Genomic DNA, 20,117 nt, shown 5'->3' on the forward strand with positions numbered 1-20,117 from the left:
CCGATGACCGATCTAACGGATAGGCCGTGATCGCTGGGGGGAGTGCGGACATCACCGAGAACGACATCCCGCGCGTACGGGTGGGCGCCGTCGACGTCATGGCCCTGACCGAGTCGCAGGTGGGTGAGCACGTGGCCGCCGAGTGGCGGCAGCGCCGGGGCGGTTCGATCGTCACCGCCAACGTCGACATCGCCCGCAAGGCCACCGCGGACCCCGCGCTCGCCGAGCTCGTCGCGGGCGCGGAGCTGGTGGTCGCCGACGGCATGCCGCTGGTGTGGGCGGCCCGGCTGTCCGGCACGCCGGTCCCCGCCCGGGTCACCGGCGCCTCCCTGGTCTTCAGCCTGAGCGAACTGGCCGCCAGGGAGGGCCGCACGGTGTTCCTGCTCGGCGGTGAGCCGGGCGTTCCCGATGGGGCGGGCCGGGTGCTCGCCGACCGCTACCCGGGGCTGAAAGTGGCCGGGACCCACTCGCCGCCCTTCGGATTCGATACCGACCAGGACGGCCTGCGGGAGGCCGTGGAGAAGGTTGCGGCCGCGGCCCCGGATCTCGTCTTCGTCGGCCTGGGATTCCCCAAGCAGGAGCGTTTCATCGCCGCGCTGCGTCCCCGGCTGCCGTCCGCATGGCATCTCGGCTGCGGCGCCGGCATCCCGATGGCCGCCGGGCAGTTCCAGCGCGCTCCCGCCGCGCTCCAGCGGGCCGGCGGCGAATGGCTGTACCGGCTCTGGCTGGAGCCGCGCCGTCTGGCAGGGCGCTACCTCCGCGACGACCTGCCCTTCGCGCTCAGGGTGCTCGCCGCGGCCGCCTGGAAGCGGCTGGCGGGCCGCGTTTCCTGACCTCTACCGAGATTGGTGACAGATGACCCGTCCCCCGCTGGCCGTCGTGCCCGGCCCCGCCACGCCGGAGGAGGCTCCGCCGCCGTCCGGCTACGTCTGCTTCTCGGCCCAGGACTGGTGGTACCACAACAGGGCGCACTCGGATTTCCAGCTCATGCGGCAGGTCGCCGGGCAGCGGAGGGTCCTGGTCGTCAACAGCATCGGTATGCGCATGCCGGTGCCCGGCCGCTCCACCCACGTGCTGCGGCGCATCTTCCGCAAGCTGCGCAGTGTGGCCAAGTTCGTCCGCCGGCCGTTCCCCGGCTTCTACGTGATGTCGCCGCTGCCGCTGCCGCTGTACGGCTCGCGGCTGGGCCGCAGGCTGGGAGCCGCCCTGGTGAGGGCCCAGGTCAGGGTGGTCTGCCTGGCGCTGGGGCTGCGCCGGCCGGTGATCGTGGCCACCCTTCCCACGGCCTGGGACGTGGTGCGGCCGATGCGCCGCCGCTGCCTGGTCTACAACCGCTCCGACCACCATTCGGCCTTCCCCGAGTCGGGCGGGACGTCGATCGCGGACATGGAGCGTGCGCTGCTGGAACGTGCCGACCATGTCGTATACGTCAGCAACACCCTGATGGCGCAGGAGCGCCCCATCACCGGAGAGCGGGCGTACTTCCTCGACCACGGCGTGGACCTGGACCACTTCACGCGCGTCCCCCCCGAGCGCCGGCCCGCGGACCTGCTGGCCGTACCGGGTCCGCGGATCGGCTTCTTCGGCGCGCTCGACGACTTCGTGGTCGACTTCGATCTGCTGGATCGGCTGGCCGAAGAGCTGCCCGAGGCGTCTTTGGTGCTGATCGGCGACGCCAACGGGCCGACCGAGCGGCTCACCCGGCATCGGAACGTGTACTGGCTCGGCTTCCGCCCTTATGAGCAGATTCCGGCCTACGGCTCCGGGTTCGACGTGGCGATCATGCCCTGGCTGGACAACGAATGGATCAGGAACAGCAACCCGATCAAGCTGAAGGAGTATCTCGCCCTCGGCCTGCCGGTGGTCAGCACGCCCTTCGGCGAGCTGGAGAGATACCCGGACCAGGTGATCACGGCTTCGGGGGCCGCCGACTTCGCCGAGGCGGTCAGGACGGCGCTGAAGGAGGGCGGGCCGCTGCCCGCCGAGGAACTGCGTTCCTCGGTGGCGGACGCGGCCTGGTCGGTCCGCGCGGCCGATCTCATGCGGCTGGTCGAATGAGACCATGGCTACGACGTCACCCCAGAGCGCTCCCGGGAGGGACATGGTCCGGAGCCGAAGCAAGAAGTGGTACCTGCAGGTGTTCGCGGTCGTCATCGCACTCGCGGTGGGATGGGTGACCCTGAGCACCGGTTCCTCGGGGACGGATCAGCCCTCCAGGGTCGAGTGGGAGGGCGGCCCCGCCTACTACCGGGCCTACCCCGCCGCCGACGCCGCAGGCTGGAGCAAGGACACCTTCTTCCCCATCGGAGTCTGGTTCGAGTCGGTCGTGGAGGAGAAGGACGTCCTCGTCGACAAGGAGGCGGGTCTCAACACCTACTTCGCGCTCACCGACAACAGCGACGCCGGTTTCATCAGGAAACACGGCATGTGGGCCATCACCGGCAAGCCCCTGGACGGAGCGGGCGCGGAGACGGTCGGGTGGCTGATCTCGGACGAGCCGGACATGTGGGCCGGGGCCGGGGACAACAAGTGGACGGGGAAGAACCAGGGTGAGGGCGAGCCGTGCGAACCGGCGCAGACGCCCTGCGGCTACACCGTGATGCGCGAGCTGAAGGACCGGCTGCCCAAGGGCGACGGCCGCATGTACTACGCCAACTACGGCAAGGGCGTGGCGATGTGGGAGACGGAGGCGGAGGCCGAGAAGTTCGTCAACGGGTACACCGACATCATGTCGACGGACCTGTACTGGTACAGCGACCCGTTCATCTGCGAGGAGGCCGAGCGCTTCCTGCAGTTGCCGCGTACCCGGTGCCCGCGCGCCGCGGGCTACGGCCTGCTCATGGACAAGGAGCGCAAGCTGGACGGCCGGGACGGCAAGCGCCAGCCGATCTACGCGTTCGTCGAGGTCGGCTGGCCGATGGAGGACGGCAGGGCGATCGAGCCCGAGCAGGTCCGGGGCGCGGTGATGCAGTCGCTCATCCACGAGGCGAGGGGCATCATCTACTTCAACCACAACTTCGGCGGCCCCTGCATCAGCCAGCACGTGCTGCGCGACTGCTACCCGGAGACCCGGGCCGCGGTGACCGAGGTGAACAGGCAGATCACCCGGCTGGCCCCGGTGCTCAACACGCAGTCGTACGTCCACGGCTTCGGCACGGGCCTCGACACGATGCTGAAGGAGCGCGACGGCTCGTACTACGTGTTCGCCATGATCGGCCAGGGTACGGAGCCGGGGCCGCGCACGCTGACCCTGCCGTCCCGGATCGCCTCGGCGGGCAGCGTGGAGGTGCTCTTCGAGAACCGGACCGTGCCGGTGGAGGGCGGGCGGTTCGAGGACACCTTCGCCTCCGAGCACACCGCGCACATCTACAAGATCACGCCGTGAGTCTCCGGTGCCGGGCCGCTCGGCGGCCCGGCACCGCGGGACGTCAGCCGATGCGCCAGGTGTCCCCGGACAGGAGCAGGCCGTCGAGATCGCCGGGGCCGCCCTGCGCGACGGCCTCCTCCAGCTGCGCCGCCATCAGCTCGTCGTAGGACGGGCGGTCGACGCTGCGGAAGATCCCGATCGGGACGTGCTCGAAGGCGGGCTCGTCCAGCCGGGAGAGCGCGAAGGCCAGCGACGGGTCGGCGCGGTGCGCGTCGTGCACGAGGATCTCGTCCTCGGCCACCGACGCCCGGTCGACGACCTCGATGCCGCCGTCGGCCGCGCGCCGTACCGCCTTGGAGGCCGAGACGATCGGCCGGCCGTGCTCCAGGCGCAGCGTGATGTCGTCGCGCTGCTCGGGGTCCTTGAGCTGGTCGAAGGCGCCGTCGTTGAAGATGTTGCAGTTCTGGTAGATCTCCACCAGCGAGGTGCCGTTGTGCTCGGCGGCCTCGCGCAGCACCGACTGCAGGTGCTTGCGGTCGGAGTCGATGGTCCTGGCCACGAAGGAGGCCTCGGCGCCGATCGCCAGCGAGATCGGGTTGAACGGCTTGTCCAGCGAGCCCATCGGGGTGGACTTCGTGATCTTGCCGACCTCGGAGGTCGGGGAGTACTGGCCCTTGGTCAGGCCGTAGATCCTGTTGTTGAACAGCAGGATGTTCAGGTTGACGTTGCGGCGCAGGGCGTGGATCAGGTGGTTGCCGCCGATGGAGAGCGAGTCGCCGTCACCGGTGATCACCCACACGCTCAGGTCGGGGCGGGAGGCGGCCAGGCCGGTGGCGATCGCCGGGGCGCGGCCGTGGATGGAGTGGAACCCGTAGGTGTTCATGTAGTACGGGAACCGGGAGGAGCAGCCGATGCCCGAGACGAACACCATGTTCTCGCGCTTGAGGCCGAGCTCCGGGACGAAGGACTGGACCGCGGCGAGGATCGCGTAGTCACCGCAGCCCGGGCACCAGCGCACCTCCTGGTCGCTCTTGTAGTCCTTCATGGACTGCTTGACGTCGGACTTGGGGACCAGGGACAGGCCCCGGCCGTTCAGAAGCTCACTCACTGTCGATCACGTCCTGGATCACGCCGGCCAGCTCCTCGGCCTTGAACGGCAAGCCGCGCACGCGGTTGTAGCTGATGATGTCGACCAGGAAGCGGGCGCGCAGCAGCAGCGCCAGCTGGCCGAGGTTGATCTCCGGGAGCAGCACCTTGTCGTAGGACTTCAGCACCTCGCCGGTGTTGGCGGGCAGCGGGCTGAGGTGCCGCAGGTGCGCCTGGGCGACCTTCCCGCCCGAGGCGCGGATGCGCCGTACGGCCGCCGCGATCGGGCCGTAGGTCGAGCCCCAGCCCAGCACGAGCACGCGGGTCCCGCCGCCGGGGCCGTCCGGGTCGTCGACCTCCAGCGCCGGGATGTCCTTGGCGATCCCGTCGATCTTGGCCTGGCGGAGCCGGACCATGCGGTCGTGGTTGTCGGGGTCGTAGGAGATGTTGCCGGTGCCGTCGGCCTTCTCGATGCCGCCGATGCGGTGCTCCAGGCCCGCGGTGCCCGGGACGGCCCAGGGGCGGGCCAGGGTCTCGGGGTCGCGGAGGTACGGCAGGAAGGCCTCGCCGTCGTTCGGCCCGGCGGCGAACTCGGTGGAGATGTCCGGCAGGTCGGCGGCGGCGGGCACCTTCCACGGCTCGGAGCCGTTGGCGAGGTAGCCGTCGGAGAGCAGCATGACCGGCGTGCGGTACTTCACCGCGAGCCGGGCCGCCTCGACCGCCGCGTCGAAGCAGTCGCTCGGCGACATCGGCGCGACGACCGGGAGCGGCGACTCGCCGTTGCGGCCGTACAGAGCCATCAGCAGGTCGGTCTGCTCGGTCTTGGTCGGCATGCCGGTCGACGGGCCCGAGCGCTGCACGTCCACCACGATCAGCGGCAGCTCGGTCATCACGGCCAGGCCGACGGTCTCGGCCTTCAGCGCCACGCCGGGGCCGGAGGTCGTGGTGACGCCCAGCGCCCCGCCGAAGGAGGCGCCGAGCGCCGCGCCGACGCCCGCGATCTCGTCCTCCGCCTGGAAGGTGCGGATGCCGAACCGCTTGTGCTTGGAGAGCTCGTGCAGGATGTCGGAGGCAGGCGTGATCGGGTAGGAGCCGAGGAACAGCGGGAGCCTCGCCTGCACGCTCGCGGCGATCAGGCCGTAGGCGAGAGCCTGGTTGCCGGAGATGTTGCGGTAGACGCCGGCGGGCAGCTTGGCGGGCTTGACCTCGTAGGAGACCGAGAAGGACTCGGTGGTCTCGCCGTAGTTCCAGCCCGCGGTGAAGGCCGCGATGTTGGCCTTGGCGATGTCGGGCTTCTTGGCGAACTTGGTCTCCAGGAAGGAGACCGTCGCCTCGGTCGGCCGGTGGTAGAGCCAGCTCAGCAGGCCGAGGGCGAACATGTTCTTGGAGCGCTCGGCGTCCTTCTTGGACAGCTCGAAGCCCTCCAGGGCCTTGACCGTCAGCGAGGTGAGCGGCACCGCGTGGACCCGCCACTCGGCGAGCGAGCCGTCCTCCAGCGGGCTGGCGTCGTAGCCGACCTTCTGCAGGTTGCGCTTGGTGAACTCGTCGGTGTTGGCGATGATGTCGGCCCCGCGCGGCAGGTCGCCCAGGTTCGCCTTGAGCGCGGCGGGGTTCATCGCGACCAGGACGTTGGGGGCGTCGCCGGGGGTGAGGATGTCGTGGTCGGCGAAGTGCAGCTGGAAGCTCGACACGCCCGGCAGGGTGCCTGCGGGGGCGCGGATCTCGGCCGGGAAGTTGGGCAGGGTGGACAGGTCGTTGCCGAACTCCGCCGTTCCCGCCGTGAAGCGATCACCCGTCAGCTGCATGCCGTCGCCGGAGTCGCCGGCGAAGCGGATGATCACGCGGTCGAGTTGCTGAACCTGCTTGGTCACAGCTCAGTCCTCCTCGACGCGCAAGGGCGCCGTTGCTGATGGCATGTTCTTCATTTCCATGCTAGATCCCTCGGGGTCACGCGGTGGTCTATCGCGTTCCACTCGGCGGAGGAGTGTGACGTATGTCGCATATCCTCGGCGGGCCGCAGCGGTGGGGCGTGGGGGCGCGGGCGTCGTGCTCGTGGCGCGGGGAGGCCACGGGGGGTCACGATCGCGGACGGTGAGCCCGACACAGCCCGGCGGCGAGCCGGCACAGATCCACGTGCAGACGGCCGAAGAGGACAGTTGGGGTCACAGTGCCCAACTATATGTCCCGCAGCACGCCCGCCCTCATCCCCTCCGGCTATGGGGCCATAGTCCCCGGCTATGACACGGCCTTCGGCTGTGACACGGCCTCCCGCGGCGGTCCCGCCGTCCCGCACGGCCGGCCGCCCTACCGCGCCGGGGTCGGGCCGGAGTCGTAGATCGTCCCCGGCTGCATCCCGGCGGAGCCGTACAGCTCCGGCACCGTGACGAAGGTGTAGCCCCGGGCCGAGAGGGTCCGCAGGATCTCGGGGGTCGCCTCGACGGTCGGGCGGTGCACGTCGTGCATCAGGATGATCGCCCCCTGGCCCGCCCCGGAGACGGCCGCGCGGGCGATGGCCCCGGGGTCGGAGGTCTTCAGGTCCGCCGTGTCGGCGCTCCAGCGGACCACCGACAGGCCCAGCCTGCGGGCGACGTCGGTGACGTCCCGGTCGACGGCGCCGTACGGCGGGCGCATCAGGGCCGGGGTCTGCCCGGTGGCCCGGGCGACCGCCTGCTGCGCCCGGGTGAGCTGGTGGGCGATCTTGCTGGTGGACAGCGAGGTGAGGGAGCGGTGGGACCAGGTGTGGCCGCCCACCAGGTGGCCCTCCTCGCTCATCCGGCGGAGCAGTTCGGGGCGTGCGTAGGCGTTCGAGCCGAGGGTGAAGAAGGTGGCCCGCGCCCCGTACCGGTTCAGGACGTCCAGCAGCCTCCCGGTGTCGGGGCCGGGTCCGTCGTCGTAGGTCAGCGCCACGCACCTGGCCTTCGCGCAGTCCACGGTGCCGGCCTTCGTGCTCCTGGCCTCGGGGCCGCCGGACGCCGCCGCCCCGATCGTCTCCGCGGAGGAGACCGGGGCCGTCGCCGCCCGCACCGAGGTGGCCGCCCGGCGCGCCCGCTCCCCGGAGGGGGAGAGCAGGTCCGTCACGCGCTCCGCCGGTACGGCCACCGCCACCCGGCCGAGCGACCCGGCCGCCACCTGGTAGTCGTCGAACTCCACGACGAGGTCGCCGTGGCGGTTGAAGGCGAGGGAGTCGAAGAGCCGCTCGTCCGCCCGGACGGCGTCGACGTCCACGCCGGTCCGCCGGCCGGTCAGCTCCTGGCGGGCGAGGGAGGCCAGCACGGTCAGCGCCGAGCGGTCCTTGAGCAGGCCGGCGGAGTCCATGGCGCGCTTCTCCACCCGGTCGTACCAGACCGTGGTCCTGGAGTTGGCCCAGCCGGTGCCGGCGAACTCGCCGATGCCCAGCCGTACCCCGACGACCTGGTCGGAGGCGGCGGTGAGCTGCCAGTCCACGTTGAGCTCGGGGGAGGCGGTGGCGACGGAGGCGGCGGTGTCGCTGCGGAAGCGGCCGAGCCGCGCCGAGACCACCTCGTGGAGCTTCGCGGTGAGCTGCGGGGCGTCGTCCAGCACGGGGTAGGCGGCATGCGCGCGGCGGTCGCCGGAGTCGCCCTCGGTGAGGGTCTTCGTGCTCAGTCCCCGGACCAGGGAGGGGTCCACGTACTCGATCAGCGTGGGCTCCGAGGGGAGGAGCTTCTCCGCCGCGATGGAGCTGGTGGCCGCGCCGCAACCGATCATGGTCGCGGTGAGCAGCGTGATTCCTCCGGCGAATCGCAGTTTGCGCATGAATGTCACGTTAGACGGAGAGTAACCCGCTTTACCCTCTCTTGGGGTTACCGGGAAAGAGGCTTTGTCGAATCCGGGTTTGGCCACTCCGGAACGTGACGGAGCCTGCGGCGACAGTCATCGGAGAACGCCGGCATGCGGAGATCGCTGTCGCCCGGAGAGTGGAATCCCCGTCCTCGATGAACGGGCGTACCGGGATCTCCGGCGGGATCCACCTGATCCGAGCGGTTGCAGCGGCGCCTCCACGAGCTCGTGCCCCGGTCCTGTGAAGGGAGGCGGTCCGCGGTTACGATCGGTCCGTGGACGGATACTTCGATCGCTACGCCGTGGTCGCGGTGCTCCTCGCGATCGGGATCGCCGTCGTCGCGGGGGGCCTGTTCGTCAACCGGCTGCTCCGCCCGGACCGGCCGACGCCCGAGAAGCTGACCACCTACGAGTGCGGCGTCGACCCCGTGGGCGACGGCTGGGCCCAGTCGCAGGTCCGCTACTACGTGTTCGCCTACCTCTACGTGGTGTTCGCGGTGGACGCGGTCTTCCTCTTCCCCTGGGCGACGGTCTTCGCCGCGCCCGGCTTCGGGATGACCACCCTGGTGGAGATGTTCGTCTTCCTGGGCTTCATCGCGCTGGGAATCCTCTACGCCTGGCGCAAGCGCGTACTCGCCTGGACGTGATCGGCGAGGGAGAATGCGTGACATGGCGGATCTCCCGATGCCCACCCTGGGGCCGGTCGCGCGGCTGGCCCCCAAACCCATGCGCTTCATCCTCAACTGGGGGCGGCGCTACTCGCTCTGGGCGTTCAACTTCGGCCTGGCCTGCTGCGCGATCGAGTTCATCGCGACCACGATGAGCCGGCACGACTTCATCAGGTTCGGCGTGATCCCGTTCGCGAACGGCCCGCGGCAGGCCGACCTGATGATCGTATCGGGCACGGTGACCGACAAGATGGCCCCGGCGGTGAAGCGGCTCTACGAGCAGATGCCCGACCCGAAGTACGTGATCTCCTTCGGCGCCTGCTCCAACACCGGAGGGCCGTACTGGGACTCCTACTGCGTCACCAAGGGCGTCGACCAGATCATCCCGGTGGACGTCTACGTCCCCGGCTGCCCGCCCCGGCCGGAGGCCCTGCTCCACGGCATCATGAAGCTCCAGGAGAAGATCGCCGCCGAGTCGCTCGCCGACCGCTACGGCCCCTCCCGGCAGGAGCCGGGCGCGTGAGCGGGCCGGACGCGAGCCCCGGGCCTCCGGAGGAGGAGACCGCATGAACTTCCCCGCCGAGCGGTACGGCTCCCGCGTGCAGCTCTCGGAGTCCTTCGGCGAGACCACCGCGGACGTGGCGGCCGGAGACTGGCTGGAGGTGCTGGCGGCCGCGCGGGACGCGGGCTACGCGTTCCTCGACTGGCTGACCGGCGTCGACGATCCGCCGGACGGGTTCCGCGTCGTCGCGCACCTCTACGACCCGGTGGAGCGCGCCCGGCTGCTGCTGCGCACCCGCGTGCCGCGCGCCGACCCCCGCCTGCCCAGCGCGGTCGGGGTGTTCCGGGGCGCGAACTGGCACGAGCGGGAGACCTTCGAGATGTTCGGCGTGGTCTTCGAGGGGCACCCGAACCTGGTCCCGCTGCTGCTGCCCGAGGGCTTCGAGGGCTTCCCGCTCCGCAAGGACTTCGTGCTCGCCTCGCGGGTCGCCAAGGCCTGGCCGGGAGCCAAGGAACCCGGTGAGTCGGACCACGGCTCGCCGAGCCGCCGCAAGACGCTCCCGCCGGGCGTTCCGGCCGACTGGGGCCGTGAGGCCCCCGATGCCCCGTGACCGCCGAGCCCGGCCGTGCCGTGACGGCTTCCCGATGGAGGCAGGATGCCTGAGGTGCTCGACGTCGCCGTCCGGCTCGTCGCGATCGTCGCGGCCTTCCTCGTGCTGCCGCTGGTCGCCGGGCAGATGGAGCACAAGGCCATGGCCCACATGCAGGCCCGGCTCGGCCCGATGTACGCCGGAGGCTTCCACGGCTGGGCCCAGCTGATCGCCGACGGGGTCAAGTTCGTCCAGAAGGAGGACGTGATCCCGGCCGCCGCCGACCGCCGGGTCTTCGGCCTGGCTCCCGGCGTGGCGCTGGTGCCGTACCTGGTGGTGATGGTCGTCATCCCGGTCGGGCCCGGCCTGGTCGGGGTGGACCTGGACGCCGGGTTGTTCTTCGTGCTCGCGGTGATGGGCGTCGGGGTGCTCGGCTCGATCATGGCCGGCTGGTCCTCCGGGAACAAGTACTCCCTGATGGGCGGGATGCGCTCGGCCGCCCAGCTGATGTCCTACGAGCTCCCGCTGGTGCTGGCGGCCTCCAGCGTCGCGATGGCGGCGGGCACGCTCTCCCTGCCGGGCATCGTGGAGGCCTGGCAGTGGTGGTGGCTGCCCTGGCAGGCGATCGGCGGGGTGGTGTTCTTCACGGCGGGCCTGGCCGAGCTGCGCCGTCCGCCGTTCGACATGCCGCTCGCCGAGTCCGAGATCATCATGGGGCCCATGACGGAGTACACCGGGATCCGGTTCGCCTTCTTCCTGCTGGCCGAGTACGCCGGGATCATCGTGCTCTCCGCGCTGACCGGCGTGCTCTTCCTGGGCGGCTGGCACGGGCCGCTGCTGCCCGGGCCCGTGTGGATGCTCCTCAAGGTGTTCGCGCTGGTGTTCGTGGTGATCTGGCTCCGGGTGAGCTATCCCCGGCTCCGCGAGGACCAGCTCCAGAAGCTCGCCTGGGCCGGGCTGGTCCCGCTGGCGCTGGTCCAGCTCGCGCTCACCGGGGTCGTCAAGGTCCTCGCCGTGTGATCCGTCTCCCGGGCGGGGAGCCCCTCCGCCCGGGGCGGGTCACTGGACGATCCGCAGCATGATGTCGGCGGCCGTCGGCCGGTTGGCGGGTGCCTTCTCCAGGCAGGCGCCGGCCAGCGGGCGCAGCGAGGCCGGCAGCGGCGACAGGTCGGGCTGGTGGTTGATCACCCGGTTGAGGATGGCGGGGATGGTGTCCGAGCCGAAGGCGACGCGGCCCGAGGCGGCGAAGATCATGGTGGACGCCCAGCTGAACACGTCGGACTCCGGGCCGACGTGCCCTCCGGCGAGCTGCTCGGGGGACATGTAGGCGGGGGTGCCCATGACGCTGGAGGTCGCGGTGACCTGGTCGAGGGCGCGGGCGATGCCGAAGTCGATCACGCGGGGCCCGTCGGAGCCGATCAGCACGTTGGCCGGCTTGAAGTCGCGGTGCACGACGCCGGCCTTGTGGATGGCGGCCAGCGCCCCGGCCGTGGCCAGGGCCAGCCGGGTCAGCCCGTCCCCGTCCCGGGGGCCCTTGTCGCGCACGAGCTGCTCCAGGGAGACCCCGTCCACGTACTCGCTGACGACGTAGGCCTGGTCGTCGTTGATGTTGACGTCCAGCACCCGGGCGGTGGAGAACGTCGCGACCTTGCGCGTCGCCTCGACCTCCCGCAGGAACCGGTCGCGGGCGGCCCTGTCCCCGATGAAACGCTCGTGCAGGACCTTGATCGCCACCTTCCGCCCCTGCGGGGTGAGGGCCAGGTGGACTGTTCCCTGGCCGCCGCGGCCGAGGACGTCGATCACCCGGTACGGCCCGATCCACTCCTGGGGCCGGTCGGACTGCGCGAACTGCATGTGCGTCAGGGGAGGCTGGTCGCTGTGCAGCGTGTTCTTCAGGTAAGGGGGCTGGGTGGAGTGCGGGACGGGGGTGTACTGCGCGGAGGGCGGGCCGTACTGCGGATGCGCGGACTGGGCGGGCGGAGCCGGAGCCGGGTGCAGGTACAGCCCGGCGGGCGGGGGCACCGGGGCGTGGTAGGGCTGCGGTCCTGAGGAGGGCTGCGCCCGGAAGACCGCGGTCCGGATGATCAGGGCGTGGGTCATCCCGCCGAGCCAGCTGCCGAGCAACCCGATCGTGAGCAGGACGTCCAGCCAGGTCGGGATCAGATCGGAGTCCCCGTACGTGCCCGCCCCGATGACGAACACGCCCATCCCGAGGGTGTACAGGGCGGTCGCGAAGACGAGCGGCACGCTCCGCAGCCGCCGGGCGGCGAACCCCATGATGAACGGCGTTCCGAAGCCGCAGGTGAACAGGGGGATCAGCGCCCACAGCACGGTCAGGCCCGTGTTGGAGGGGGAGGGCTGCGGCCCGTGCGGCTGCTGCGGGTGGTGCGGGTGCCAGGTGGGGCCGTACTGCTGGGACATGGCGCGAACAATACGTACATCTGAAGACTCTTGCAGTCCCCTTGCCGATGGATTTCCGCGACGTGGCGCGGAAGTCGAACACACAGACTGTGGATAACCGCTGTGGATAACCGGCGGAGTCCGGGGATGACGTCCTCCCTCGGACTGCCGCATTCCCGAGCGGCGTGCCGTACGTCATGATGTTGAAGTGGCGCGGATACCAGGAGTGGGACTGGCGAAGGGACTGTCGATCACCCTTCGCCACATGCTGAGCAGATCGGTGACCCAGCAGTATCCCGAGGTGCGGCCGGACCTGCCCGCCCGGAGCCGGGGGGTGATCGCGCTGGTCGAGGAGAACTGCACGGTGTGCATGCTCTGCGCCCGCGAGTGTCCCGACTGGTGCATCTACATCGACTCGCACAAGGAGACGCTCCCCGCCCCGGAGGGCGGGCGCCCGCGGGCCCGGAACGTGCTGGACCGCTTCGCGATCGACTTCTCGCTCTGCATGTACTGCGGGATCTGCATCGAGGTCTGCCCCTTCGACGCGCTGTTCTGGTCCCCGGAGTTCGAGTACGCCGAGGGCGACATCCGCAACCTCGTCCACGAGAAGGACCGCCTGGCGGCCTGGGTCCAGACCGTCCCCCCGCCCCCGGCGCACGAGCCCAACGCCGACCCGCCCAAGGAACTCGCCGCCGCATCCCGCCCCGCCCGTCCCGACACCCCCCGCCCCGCCCGGGCCCGTCCCGCCTCAGGCGAGGCGGGAGCCGTACGGCCGGGCGGGCCCGAGCAGCCGGGCGCCGGGGAGCGGGGAGCCGCCACCGGGGTGCAGGAGGCCGGGGGCGCGGAGGCCGGGGGCGCGGTCGCGGGTGAGCCGGGCGGTGGTGAGCCGGGCGGTGGTGAGCCGGGCGGTGGTGAGCCGGGCGGTGAGCCGGGTGCCGGGCGGTCCGCCGCCGGCGGGCCGGGCGGCGGCGAAGGGGCCGCCGGGAGCAGGCCCGCGAGGCCGGAGCGGAGGCCGTCGGCCGGGCACGCCAGCGTCCGGGCGATCAGGCCGCCGGGCGCGCTTCCGAAGAAACCCGGTCCGGCTCCGGACCCGCCGTCTTCTGAGCCGCCGTCTTCCGGGCCGCCGTCTTCTGATCCGCCGGCCCCGGGCCCGCCGTCCACAGGTCGGCCGCCGTCCGGGAAGTTGTCCACAGATGGGGGTGGCGCGCCCCCGGAGAAGGGCGCGCCGGAGCAGACTGCTGCCACGGACCCCGGTGGAGAGCCCGAGGAGGAGTCGTGACGGAAGCGGTGCCGTCCTATCTGTCGCCGACCGGCCAGGAGATCGTCTTCCTCCTCCTCGGCGCGATGGCGGTCGGTTCGGCGCTGCTGGTCGTGACCACCAGGCAACTCGTCCACGCCGCGCTCTGGCTGGTCGTCTGCTTCGGCGCCCTGGCCGGGTGCTACCTGGTCCTGACGGCCGAGTTCGTCGCGTGGGTCCAGGTGCTGATCTACGTCGGGGCCGTCATCGTCCTGCTCCTGTTCGGCATCATGCTCACCCGCGCCCCGATCGGCAGGACCGCCGACCTGGACAGCGGGAACCGGGCCGTCGCCGCGGTGGTGGCGGTCGCGACCGCGGCCGTGCTGGTCACCGTGGTCGTCGACGGCTTCCGCAACGCCTACGCCCCCCTCGATCCCGGGGCGGGTTCGGCCGGGGAGCTGGGCTCCGCGATCTTCCGCAACTGGGTGCTGCCCTTCGAGGCGCTCTCGGTCCTCCTGCTGGCCGCCCTGATCGGCGCCATCGTCATCTCCCGCACCGACATCCGGGGGAGGGACTGACGTGCACGTCGTCTATCCGGCGGTCGTCTCGGCGCTGCTGTTCTCCATCGGGGTCTACGGCGTGCTCGCCCGCCGCAACACCATCCTGGTCCTGATGTCCGTCGAGCTCATGCTCAACGCGGTCAACCTCAACCTGGTCGCCTTCGACGTGTGGCTGCGGGACCGGCTCCACGGAGGCCAGGTGCTCACGCTCTTCGTCATCGTGATCGCCGCCGCCGAGGTCGGCCTCGGTCTGGCGATCATCCTCGCGCTCTACCGCAACCGCCGGACCGTGGACCTCGACCGCCTCCGCGCCCTCGCCGAACCCGCGCCCGGCGACGGCGCCGCGTCACCGGCGCCCGGGCGGGAGACCGCGGCCCGGGCGGAGGAGACGCCATGATCACGACCGCCGCGCTCGTCGTCCTGCTCCCGTTCCTGGCGGCCGTCGCCGGCCTGCTCGGCTCCCGATGGCCCCGGCACGTCCGCGGGGACCATCCCGGGGGCGCGCAGACCGGGCCGGAGCGGGCCGAGGCGGAGCGCGCCGACCTGGCCGCGGGCCGCAGGGCCGCCTGGATCGCCGTCGTGCCCACCGCGGTCTCCGCGGTCCTCGCGGTCTGGCTGGCGTTCACCCGCTGGGCGGAGTCCGGACACGACCCGGGCGGGCCGTTCCCGTTCGAGGCCGGCGGCGGCACGCCCGGCGCCGTCACCGGGACGCTCACCGTCATCGACACGGGCTCGGTGCCGATCTCGCTCGGACTGCTGGTCGACGGGCTCGCCGCGACGATCGGCGTGCTGGTCACGCTGGTCGCGCTCGCCGTGCAGACCTACTCCGTCGGCTACCTGCACGGCGACCGCCGCTACCCGTCCTACAGCGCGTTCATCAGCCTGTTCACCAGCGCCATGCTCCTGGTCGTCTACGCGGCCGACCTCCTCGTCCTCTACGTGGGCTGGGAGATCATGGGCCTGTGCTCCTACCTGCTGATCGGGCACTGGTGGGAGGACCGGGCCAACTCCCGGGCCGCGGTCAAGGCGTTCCTGGTCACCCGGCTCGGCGACGTGGGCTTCCTGTTCGGGATCTTCGTCCTCGGCACGGCGGCCGGCAGCTTCAGGATCGCCGACGTGCTCGCCGCGGTCCCGGGCATGTCCTCCGGCACGGTCGTCGCCGCGACGATGCTGCTGCTGGCCGGGGTGGCGGGCAAGAGCGCCCAGGTCCCGCTGCACACCTGGCTCCCGGACGCGATGGCCGGTCCGACTCCGATCAGCGCGCTCATCCACGCCGCCACCATGGTCGCCGCCGGGATCTTCATCGTCGCCCGCCTCCACCCGGCCTTCCTCGCCGCCGGGCCCACCCTGGACGTGCTCGCGGTCCTGGCCGCGCTCGGCATGCTCGGCGCCGCGCTGGCCGCCCTCGCCCAGGACGACCTCAAACGCGTCCTGGCCTACTCCACGATCAGCCAGCTCGCCTACATGGCGGCGGCGCTGGCCGCGGGCTCCGACAGCGCCGCCGTCTTCCACCTGGTCACCCACGGCGCGTTCAAGGCGCTGCTCTTCCTCTGCGCCGGAGCGGTCATCCACGCGGTCGGCTCCAACCTGATGAGCGCCATGGGCGGCCTGCGCAGGGAGCTCCCCGTCACCTTCGCCACGATGACGATCGGCTTCGCCGCGCTGATGGGCCTCCCCCCGGCCAGCGGCTTCTTCAGCAAGGACGAGGTGCTGGTCGCCGTCGAGCGCGCCGTCGCGCAGGGGCCGCTCACCGACGCGGCCGCCCTGCTGCTGTACGGCAGCGCCCTGGCCACGGTCGCGGTGACCGGCGCCTACGCCACCCGCGCCTGGCTACGGACCTTCTTCGGGCAGCGCGCGGTCGTCGCGCTTCCCGAACCCGCCCCCGGCGTCGCCCACGTGATCGACACCCGTGAGGCACCGGCCACCATGCGCTGGCCGCTCATCGTCCTCGCGGTCCCGGCCCTGCTGCTGGGCTTCGCAGGCCTGTCCGGCGTGCACTGGGGCACGGCCGCGCTGAGCGTCGCCGTGGCCCTGCTCGGCGCCGGAGCCGTCTACGCCGTCTGGCGGAGCGACCCCCTGTCCGACCCGGCCCGCATGCTCGGCCCCTTCCGCGTCCCCTGCGAGCGGGCCTTCTACGCCGACTCCGCCTACCGGGCGCTGTTCGCCCGCCCGGTCCTCGCCCTCGCCCGCCTGGTCGTCCGCACCGACGACCGGGTGGTGGACGGCGCGGTGCGCGGCTCCGGCCGGGCGGCACTGGGCCTGTCCGGACTGGTGCGTCTCACGCAGAACGGCAACGCCCAGCTCTACGTGACCGGCCTGCTCGCGGGCGTGCTCCTCATCGCGGTCGGGGCGGTGGTGTTCGGTTGATCCCTCTTCTCCTGTTCCTGGTGGCTCTCGTGGTGCTGCTCCTGATCCGGCTGGCGGTGATGCGGCGATGAGCTGGTTGCCGGTTCTGCTGCTCGCGGTGCCTCTGGCCGGGGCGGTCGCGCTGCTCGCGCCGTCGCGGATGGACGCCCCCTCCCGGGGGAGGCTGCTGCGCGTCCACGGGCTGGCCGTCTCCGGGGTCACGTTCGCGCTGTCCGCGGTGCTCGCGGCCACCTTCGACTACGGCGACCCGGCCCGGGTGCAGTTCGAGACCGACCTGGCCTGGATCCCGGGCCTGGACCTCAGGTTCCACCTCGGCGTCGACGGGATCTCGCTGCCGCTGGTCGTGCTGACGGCGCTGCTGACCTTCCTCTGCTTCGTCTACCTGTGCCGGGGCCGCGCCGACGGCCCGGGGCAGCTGCTGCGCCCCAGGGCGGGCGGGAACAGACCGCGTGCCCTGGTCTTCACGCTGCTCGTCCTCGAAGTCGGCATGATCGGCACGTTCCTCGCCCTCGACCTGCTGCTGTTCTTCGTGTTCTTCGAGGTCGTCCTCATCCCGATGTACTTCGTGATCGCCGTCTGGGGCGGTCGCGCACGCCGGGCGGCGGCGGTCAAGTTCATCCTCTACACGCTGCTCGGCTCGGTCGTGCTGCTGCTCGGCCTGCTGATCGTCTGGGCGCAGGCCGGCACCCTGGACATGGTCGCCCTCGCCCGGGCGCACGGCACCGGCATGTCCCACTCGGTGCAGGTCGTCGCCTTCGTCGCGGTCGGCATCGGCCTGGCGGTCAAGACCCCGATGTGGCCGCTGCACACCTGGCTGCCCGACGCCCACACCGAGGCTCCCACCGTCGGCTCGGTGCTCCTGGCGGGCGTGCTGCTCAAGATGGGCACCTACGGCTTCGCGCGCATCGCGATCCCCGTCCTGCCCGACGGCGCCGCCGCGGTCGCCCCCTGGCTGGGCGCCTTCGCGGTGATCGGCATCATCTACGGCTCACTGGCCTGCCTGGCCCAGCGCGACCTCAAGCGGATGATCGCCTACTCCTCGATCGGTCACATGGGTTTCGTGCTGCTCGGCTTCGCCACGCTGACCCCGGTCGGCGTCAACGCCGCCCTGTTCGGCAACATCGCCCACGGCCTGATCACCGGCCTGCTGTTTTTCCTTGCCGGAGCGGTCAAGGAGCGGTACGGCACCGCCGACATGCCCGCGCTCGGCGGAGGCATGCTCTCCCGCCTGCCGCATCTCGGGTCCCTGCTGACCTTCGCCTGCATCGCCTCGCTCGGCCTGCCGGGGCTGGCCGGTTTCTGGGGGGAGATGCTCGCGCTCCTGGGGGCCTTCGACCCGGCCCCGGGCCTGTCCCGCCCGCTCTTCCTGGTCTTCATGGCCGTCGGCGGCCTCGGCGCGGTGCTGACCGCCGCCTACTTCCTGGTCATGCTCTCCCGCGTCACGCACGGGCGCCCCACGGAGACCGTCCACGCCCCCGTGCTCGCCTCGTCGGCAGTGGCGGGAGGCTCCACCGGGCAGGGCGTCGCGGCCCCGGCGGAGGCGACGGGCGTGGTCCGCGCCGCCGGTGCGGGCGGCGGAGCGCACGGGTCCGGCACGGGCGGCGGTGCCCGGGGCGGGGAGCCCTCGGGCGGAGGTTCCGGGGCCCGCGCCGCCGGGGGCGGCGGGTTCCGCGACGTCATGGGACACGAGCTGGCGGCCTGGGTGCCGCTGGTCCTGCTGATCGTGCTGTTCGGGCTCTGGCCGAAGGCGCTCCTCCTCATCACCGATCCGGTGGTCCGGACCTTCATGGGGGCACCGTGATCCAGTCGATCGACTACTACGCGATCGCCGCGCCGCTGATCCTCGCGCTGGCCGCCGGGCTCGTCCTGGTCCTGGACGCCTTCCTGCCGCGCAGGCCGTACGTGCGGCCCGGGCTGGGCCTGGTCGCGCTGGCCGGGGTGTTCGGGGCGCTGGGCGTGGTCGTCTCCCAGGCGCTGCGCGGCGGGGCCCCGCTGCGGACCTTCTGCGTCCCCGAAGGCCTCGCGGGCCCCGAGCGGGCCGGGCTGGGCGCGCTCCCCCCTCAGGGAGGCCCGTCCGGCGGGGGCGGTGCGGCGGCCGCCTCCTCGTGCTCGTTCGTGGTGGACGGCTTCACCCTGGTTCTCGCGGGACTCGTGCTCCTGGCCGGCGCGGTCGTGGTGCTGCTGTCGATGGCGGAGCTCTCCGACGGGGAGGTCCCCGTCGGAGAGTGGTATTTCCTGCTGCTGTGCGTCCTCGCCGGCGCGGTCTCCCTGCCCGCCGCGAGAGACCTGATCATGCTGGTGGTCGCGCTGGAGCTGGTCTCGCTCCCGGTCTTCGCGCTCACCGCGCTCAGACGCTACGACGGGCGGGCCTCCGAGGCGGCCGTCAAGCTCTTCCTGGTCTCAGTGGTCTCGACGGCGGTGATGCTCTTCGGCGTCTCCCTGCTGTACGGCATGACCGGGACCGTCTACCTCGACCGGCTGGCCCGGACCATGCGCGAGGCCGTCCCGCAGGTCATCGGCGGCCCCGGGGTGGAGCCGGTGAGCACCGCCGGCGGAGCCATGGCGACCATCGGCCGGACGAACGACCGGTGGGCCTCCTTCCCGGACCACGCCTCGCTCCAGGTCTCCTACGACCTGCCGCCCGTGGTCACCGTGGCCGTGGTGCTGGTGATCGCCGGGTTCGCCTTCAAGGTCGCGGCGGTGCCGTTCCACGCCTGGGCGGCCGACGTCTACCAGGGGGCCCCGGTCCCGGTCGCGGCGCTGCTCTCGGTGATCTCCAAGGCGGCGGGGTTCGCCGGGCTCATCCTCGTCCTGGTCGCCGCCCTGGGCGGCCAGGCCGCCACCTGGGCGCCGATCATCGCGGTCCTCGCCGCGCTGACCATGACCGCGGGCAACCTCCTGGCGCTCCGGCAGCGCGACGCGGTCCGCCTCCTCGCCTGGTCCTCGGTCGCCCAGTCCGGCTACATCCTCGCCCCGCTCGGTGTCCTCACAGGTGAGGCGATGGGCGCCTCCGTCGCCTACCTGGTCTTCTACGCGGCCATGAACCTCGGGGCGTTCACCGTGGTCATGCTGGTGTCGCGGCGGGGCGGCGGTGGGCTCGACGACTACCGGGGGCTGGTGTTCCGGAGTCCGGCGGCCGGGCTGGCGCTCGCGTTCTTCCTGGTCTGCCTGGCCGGGCTGCCACCGGGGCTGGCCGGGCTGTTCGCCAAGATCGTGGTGTTCAGGGAGATCGTCGACGGCGGCGGAGCCTGGCTGGCCGCGGTGATGGCGGTCAACACCGTCATCGGCCTCTACTACTACGTCGCCTGGGCCGTACGGATCTTCACCCCCGTCCGCGTGCCGCTGGACGGCACCGCGGGCACGGCCGCGGGCGGCGGGAGCGCGGGGACGGACGGTCCGCCTTCCGGGGCGGGCGGCGCCTCCCGCGGATGGCTGCCCGTGGGGGCGGCGATCGCCCTGGCGGGTCTGGTCGCGGTGGCGTTCTCGGTGGCCCCGCAGTGGGTGCTCGACCTGGTGCCGGGATCCTTCACCGGCCACGGCTAG

Annotated in this window: 18 protein-coding genes; 13 read left to right on the top strand and 5 right to left on the bottom strand. The window is 71.9% G+C overall.

The annotated features are described in order from the left end of the window. Window positions 1-26: 26 nt before the first annotated feature. The 3 genes from FHS22_RS02550 to FHS22_RS02560 are packed head-to-tail and all read left to right on the top strand — an operon-like array spanning window position 27 to window position 3,385. Complete coding sequence (locus FHS22_RS02550; RefSeq protein ID WP_338047561.1) at window positions 27-833, top strand: WecB/TagA/CpsF family glycosyltransferase; 807 nt, start codon at window positions 27-29, stop codon at window positions 831-833. Window positions 834-855: 22 nt separating this feature from the next. After that, window positions 856-2,058, top strand: coding sequence for a glycosyltransferase (locus tag FHS22_RS02555; RefSeq protein WP_184937961.1), 1,203 nt, complete (start codon window positions 856-858; stop codon window positions 2,056-2,058). Window positions 2,059-2,101: 43 nt separating this feature from the next. After that, on the top strand, window positions 2,102-3,385 hold the full coding sequence (locus tag FHS22_RS02560; protein ID WP_221473089.1) for a hypothetical protein: 1,284 nt from the start codon (window positions 2,102-2,104) through the stop codon (window positions 3,383-3,385). Window positions 3,386-3,428: 43 nt separating this feature from the next. Here FHS22_RS02560 and FHS22_RS02565 read toward each other — a convergent pair whose 3' ends face one another. The 4 genes from FHS22_RS02565 to FHS22_RS02575 all read right to left on the bottom strand — a co-directional run bounded on the left by FHS22_RS02565 (window position 3,429) and on the right by FHS22_RS02575 (window position 8,227). Next, window positions 3,429-4,475 carry a 2-oxoacid:ferredoxin oxidoreductase subunit beta gene (locus tag FHS22_RS02565; RefSeq protein WP_184937965.1) on the bottom strand — a complete coding sequence of 349 codons (1,047 nt, stop codon included), beginning with the start codon at window positions 4,473-4,475 and terminating at the stop codon, window positions 3,429-3,431. Then, entirely contained in the window at window positions 4,468-6,324 is a 1,857-nt protein-coding gene (locus FHS22_RS02570) for a 2-oxoacid:acceptor oxidoreductase subunit alpha (RefSeq protein WP_184937967.1), read from the bottom strand. The genes FHS22_RS02565 and FHS22_RS02570 overlap by 8 nt, the downstream gene beginning before the upstream one ends. A gap of 205 nt (window positions 6,325-6,529) precedes the next feature. Further along, window positions 6,530-6,619 (bottom strand): putative leader peptide, encoded by a 90-nt coding sequence (locus tag FHS22_RS39520; RefSeq protein ID WP_377295935.1) that lies wholly within the window; start codon window positions 6,617-6,619, stop codon window positions 6,530-6,532. A 138-nt stretch (window positions 6,620-6,757) separates the two neighbouring features. Then, window positions 6,758-8,227 carry a polysaccharide deacetylase family protein gene (locus FHS22_RS02575; RefSeq protein WP_184937969.1) on the bottom strand — a complete coding sequence of 490 codons (1,470 nt, stop codon included), beginning with the start codon at window positions 8,225-8,227 and terminating at the stop codon, window positions 6,758-6,760. A gap of 299 nt (window positions 8,228-8,526) precedes the next feature. On the opposite strand from FHS22_RS02575, the gene FHS22_RS02580 reads away from it, so the two are divergent. Genes FHS22_RS02580 through FHS22_RS02595 form a run of 4 tightly spaced genes read left to right on the top strand, consistent with a single transcriptional unit; the run spans window position 8,527 to window position 11,030 of the window. Beyond that, window positions 8,527-8,898: an NADH-quinone oxidoreductase subunit A gene (locus FHS22_RS02580; RefSeq protein ID WP_184937971.1), complete on the top strand. Its 372-nt coding sequence runs from the start codon at window positions 8,527-8,529 to the stop codon at window positions 8,896-8,898. A gap of 22 nt (window positions 8,899-8,920) precedes the next feature. After that, the gene (locus FHS22_RS02585; protein ID WP_184937973.1) at window positions 8,921-9,442 is read left to right on the top strand and encodes an NADH-quinone oxidoreductase subunit NuoB; all 522 of its coding nucleotides are present in this window, start codon (window positions 8,921-8,923) and stop codon (window positions 9,440-9,442) included. Window positions 9,443-9,485: 43 nt separating this feature from the next. After that, window positions 9,486-10,031, top strand: coding sequence for an NADH-quinone oxidoreductase subunit C (locus tag FHS22_RS02590; protein ID WP_184937975.1), 546 nt, complete (start codon window positions 9,486-9,488; stop codon window positions 10,029-10,031). A gap of 45 nt (window positions 10,032-10,076) precedes the next feature. Continuing rightward, window positions 10,077-11,030 (top strand): complex I subunit 1/NuoH family protein, encoded by a 954-nt coding sequence (locus FHS22_RS02595; protein ID WP_184937977.1) that lies wholly within the window; start codon window positions 10,077-10,079, stop codon window positions 11,028-11,030. A 39-nt stretch (window positions 11,031-11,069) separates the two neighbouring features. Here FHS22_RS02595 and FHS22_RS02600 read toward each other — a convergent pair whose 3' ends face one another. Beyond that, window positions 11,070-12,431, bottom strand: a complete 1,362-nt coding sequence (locus FHS22_RS02600; protein ID WP_184937979.1) for a serine/threonine-protein kinase — start codon at window positions 12,429-12,431, stop codon at window positions 11,070-11,072. Between the two features lie 244 nt (window positions 12,432-12,675). Between FHS22_RS02600 and FHS22_RS37700 the strand changes: the two genes are divergently transcribed. The 6 genes from FHS22_RS37700 to FHS22_RS02630 all read left to right on the top strand — a co-directional run bounded on the left by FHS22_RS37700 (window position 12,676) and on the right by FHS22_RS02630 (window position 20,117). Next, a complete protein-coding gene (locus FHS22_RS37700; RefSeq protein WP_260407573.1) occupies window positions 12,676-13,689 on the top strand; it encodes a 4Fe-4S binding protein in 1,014 nt (337 codons plus the stop codon). Continuing rightward, complete coding sequence (locus FHS22_RS02610) at window positions 13,686-14,225, top strand: NADH-quinone oxidoreductase subunit J family protein (RefSeq protein ID WP_184937981.1); 540 nt, start codon at window positions 13,686-13,688, stop codon at window positions 14,223-14,225. The genes FHS22_RS37700 and FHS22_RS02610 overlap by 4 nt, the downstream gene beginning before the upstream one ends. 1 nt (window position 14,226) lies before the next feature. Then, window positions 14,227-14,604 carry an NADH-quinone oxidoreductase subunit NuoK gene (nuoK, locus tag FHS22_RS02615; protein ID WP_184937983.1) on the top strand — a complete coding sequence of 126 codons (378 nt, stop codon included), beginning with the start codon at window positions 14,227-14,229 and terminating at the stop codon, window positions 14,602-14,604. Next, window positions 14,601-16,574: an NADH-quinone oxidoreductase subunit 5 family protein gene (locus FHS22_RS02620; RefSeq protein ID WP_184937985.1), complete on the top strand. Its 1,974-nt coding sequence runs from the start codon at window positions 14,601-14,603 to the stop codon at window positions 16,572-16,574. Before nuoK ends, FHS22_RS02620 begins: the two co-directional genes overlap by 4 nt. A gap of 67 nt (window positions 16,575-16,641) precedes the next feature. Continuing rightward, window positions 16,642-18,375, top strand: a complete 1,734-nt coding sequence (locus FHS22_RS02625; protein WP_184937987.1) for a complex I subunit 4 family protein — start codon at window positions 16,642-16,644, stop codon at window positions 18,373-18,375. Then, on the top strand, window positions 18,372-20,117 hold the full coding sequence (locus tag FHS22_RS02630) for an NADH-quinone oxidoreductase subunit N (RefSeq protein ID WP_184937989.1): 1,746 nt from the start codon (window positions 18,372-18,374) through the stop codon (window positions 20,115-20,117). Before FHS22_RS02625 ends, FHS22_RS02630 begins: the two co-directional genes overlap by 4 nt.

It is taken from the genome of Thiemannella venezuelensis (genome assembly GCF_014203605.1).
Lineage (GTDB): Bacteria > Actinomycetota > Actinomycetes > Streptosporangiales > Streptosporangiaceae > Planomonospora_A > Planomonospora_A venezuelensis.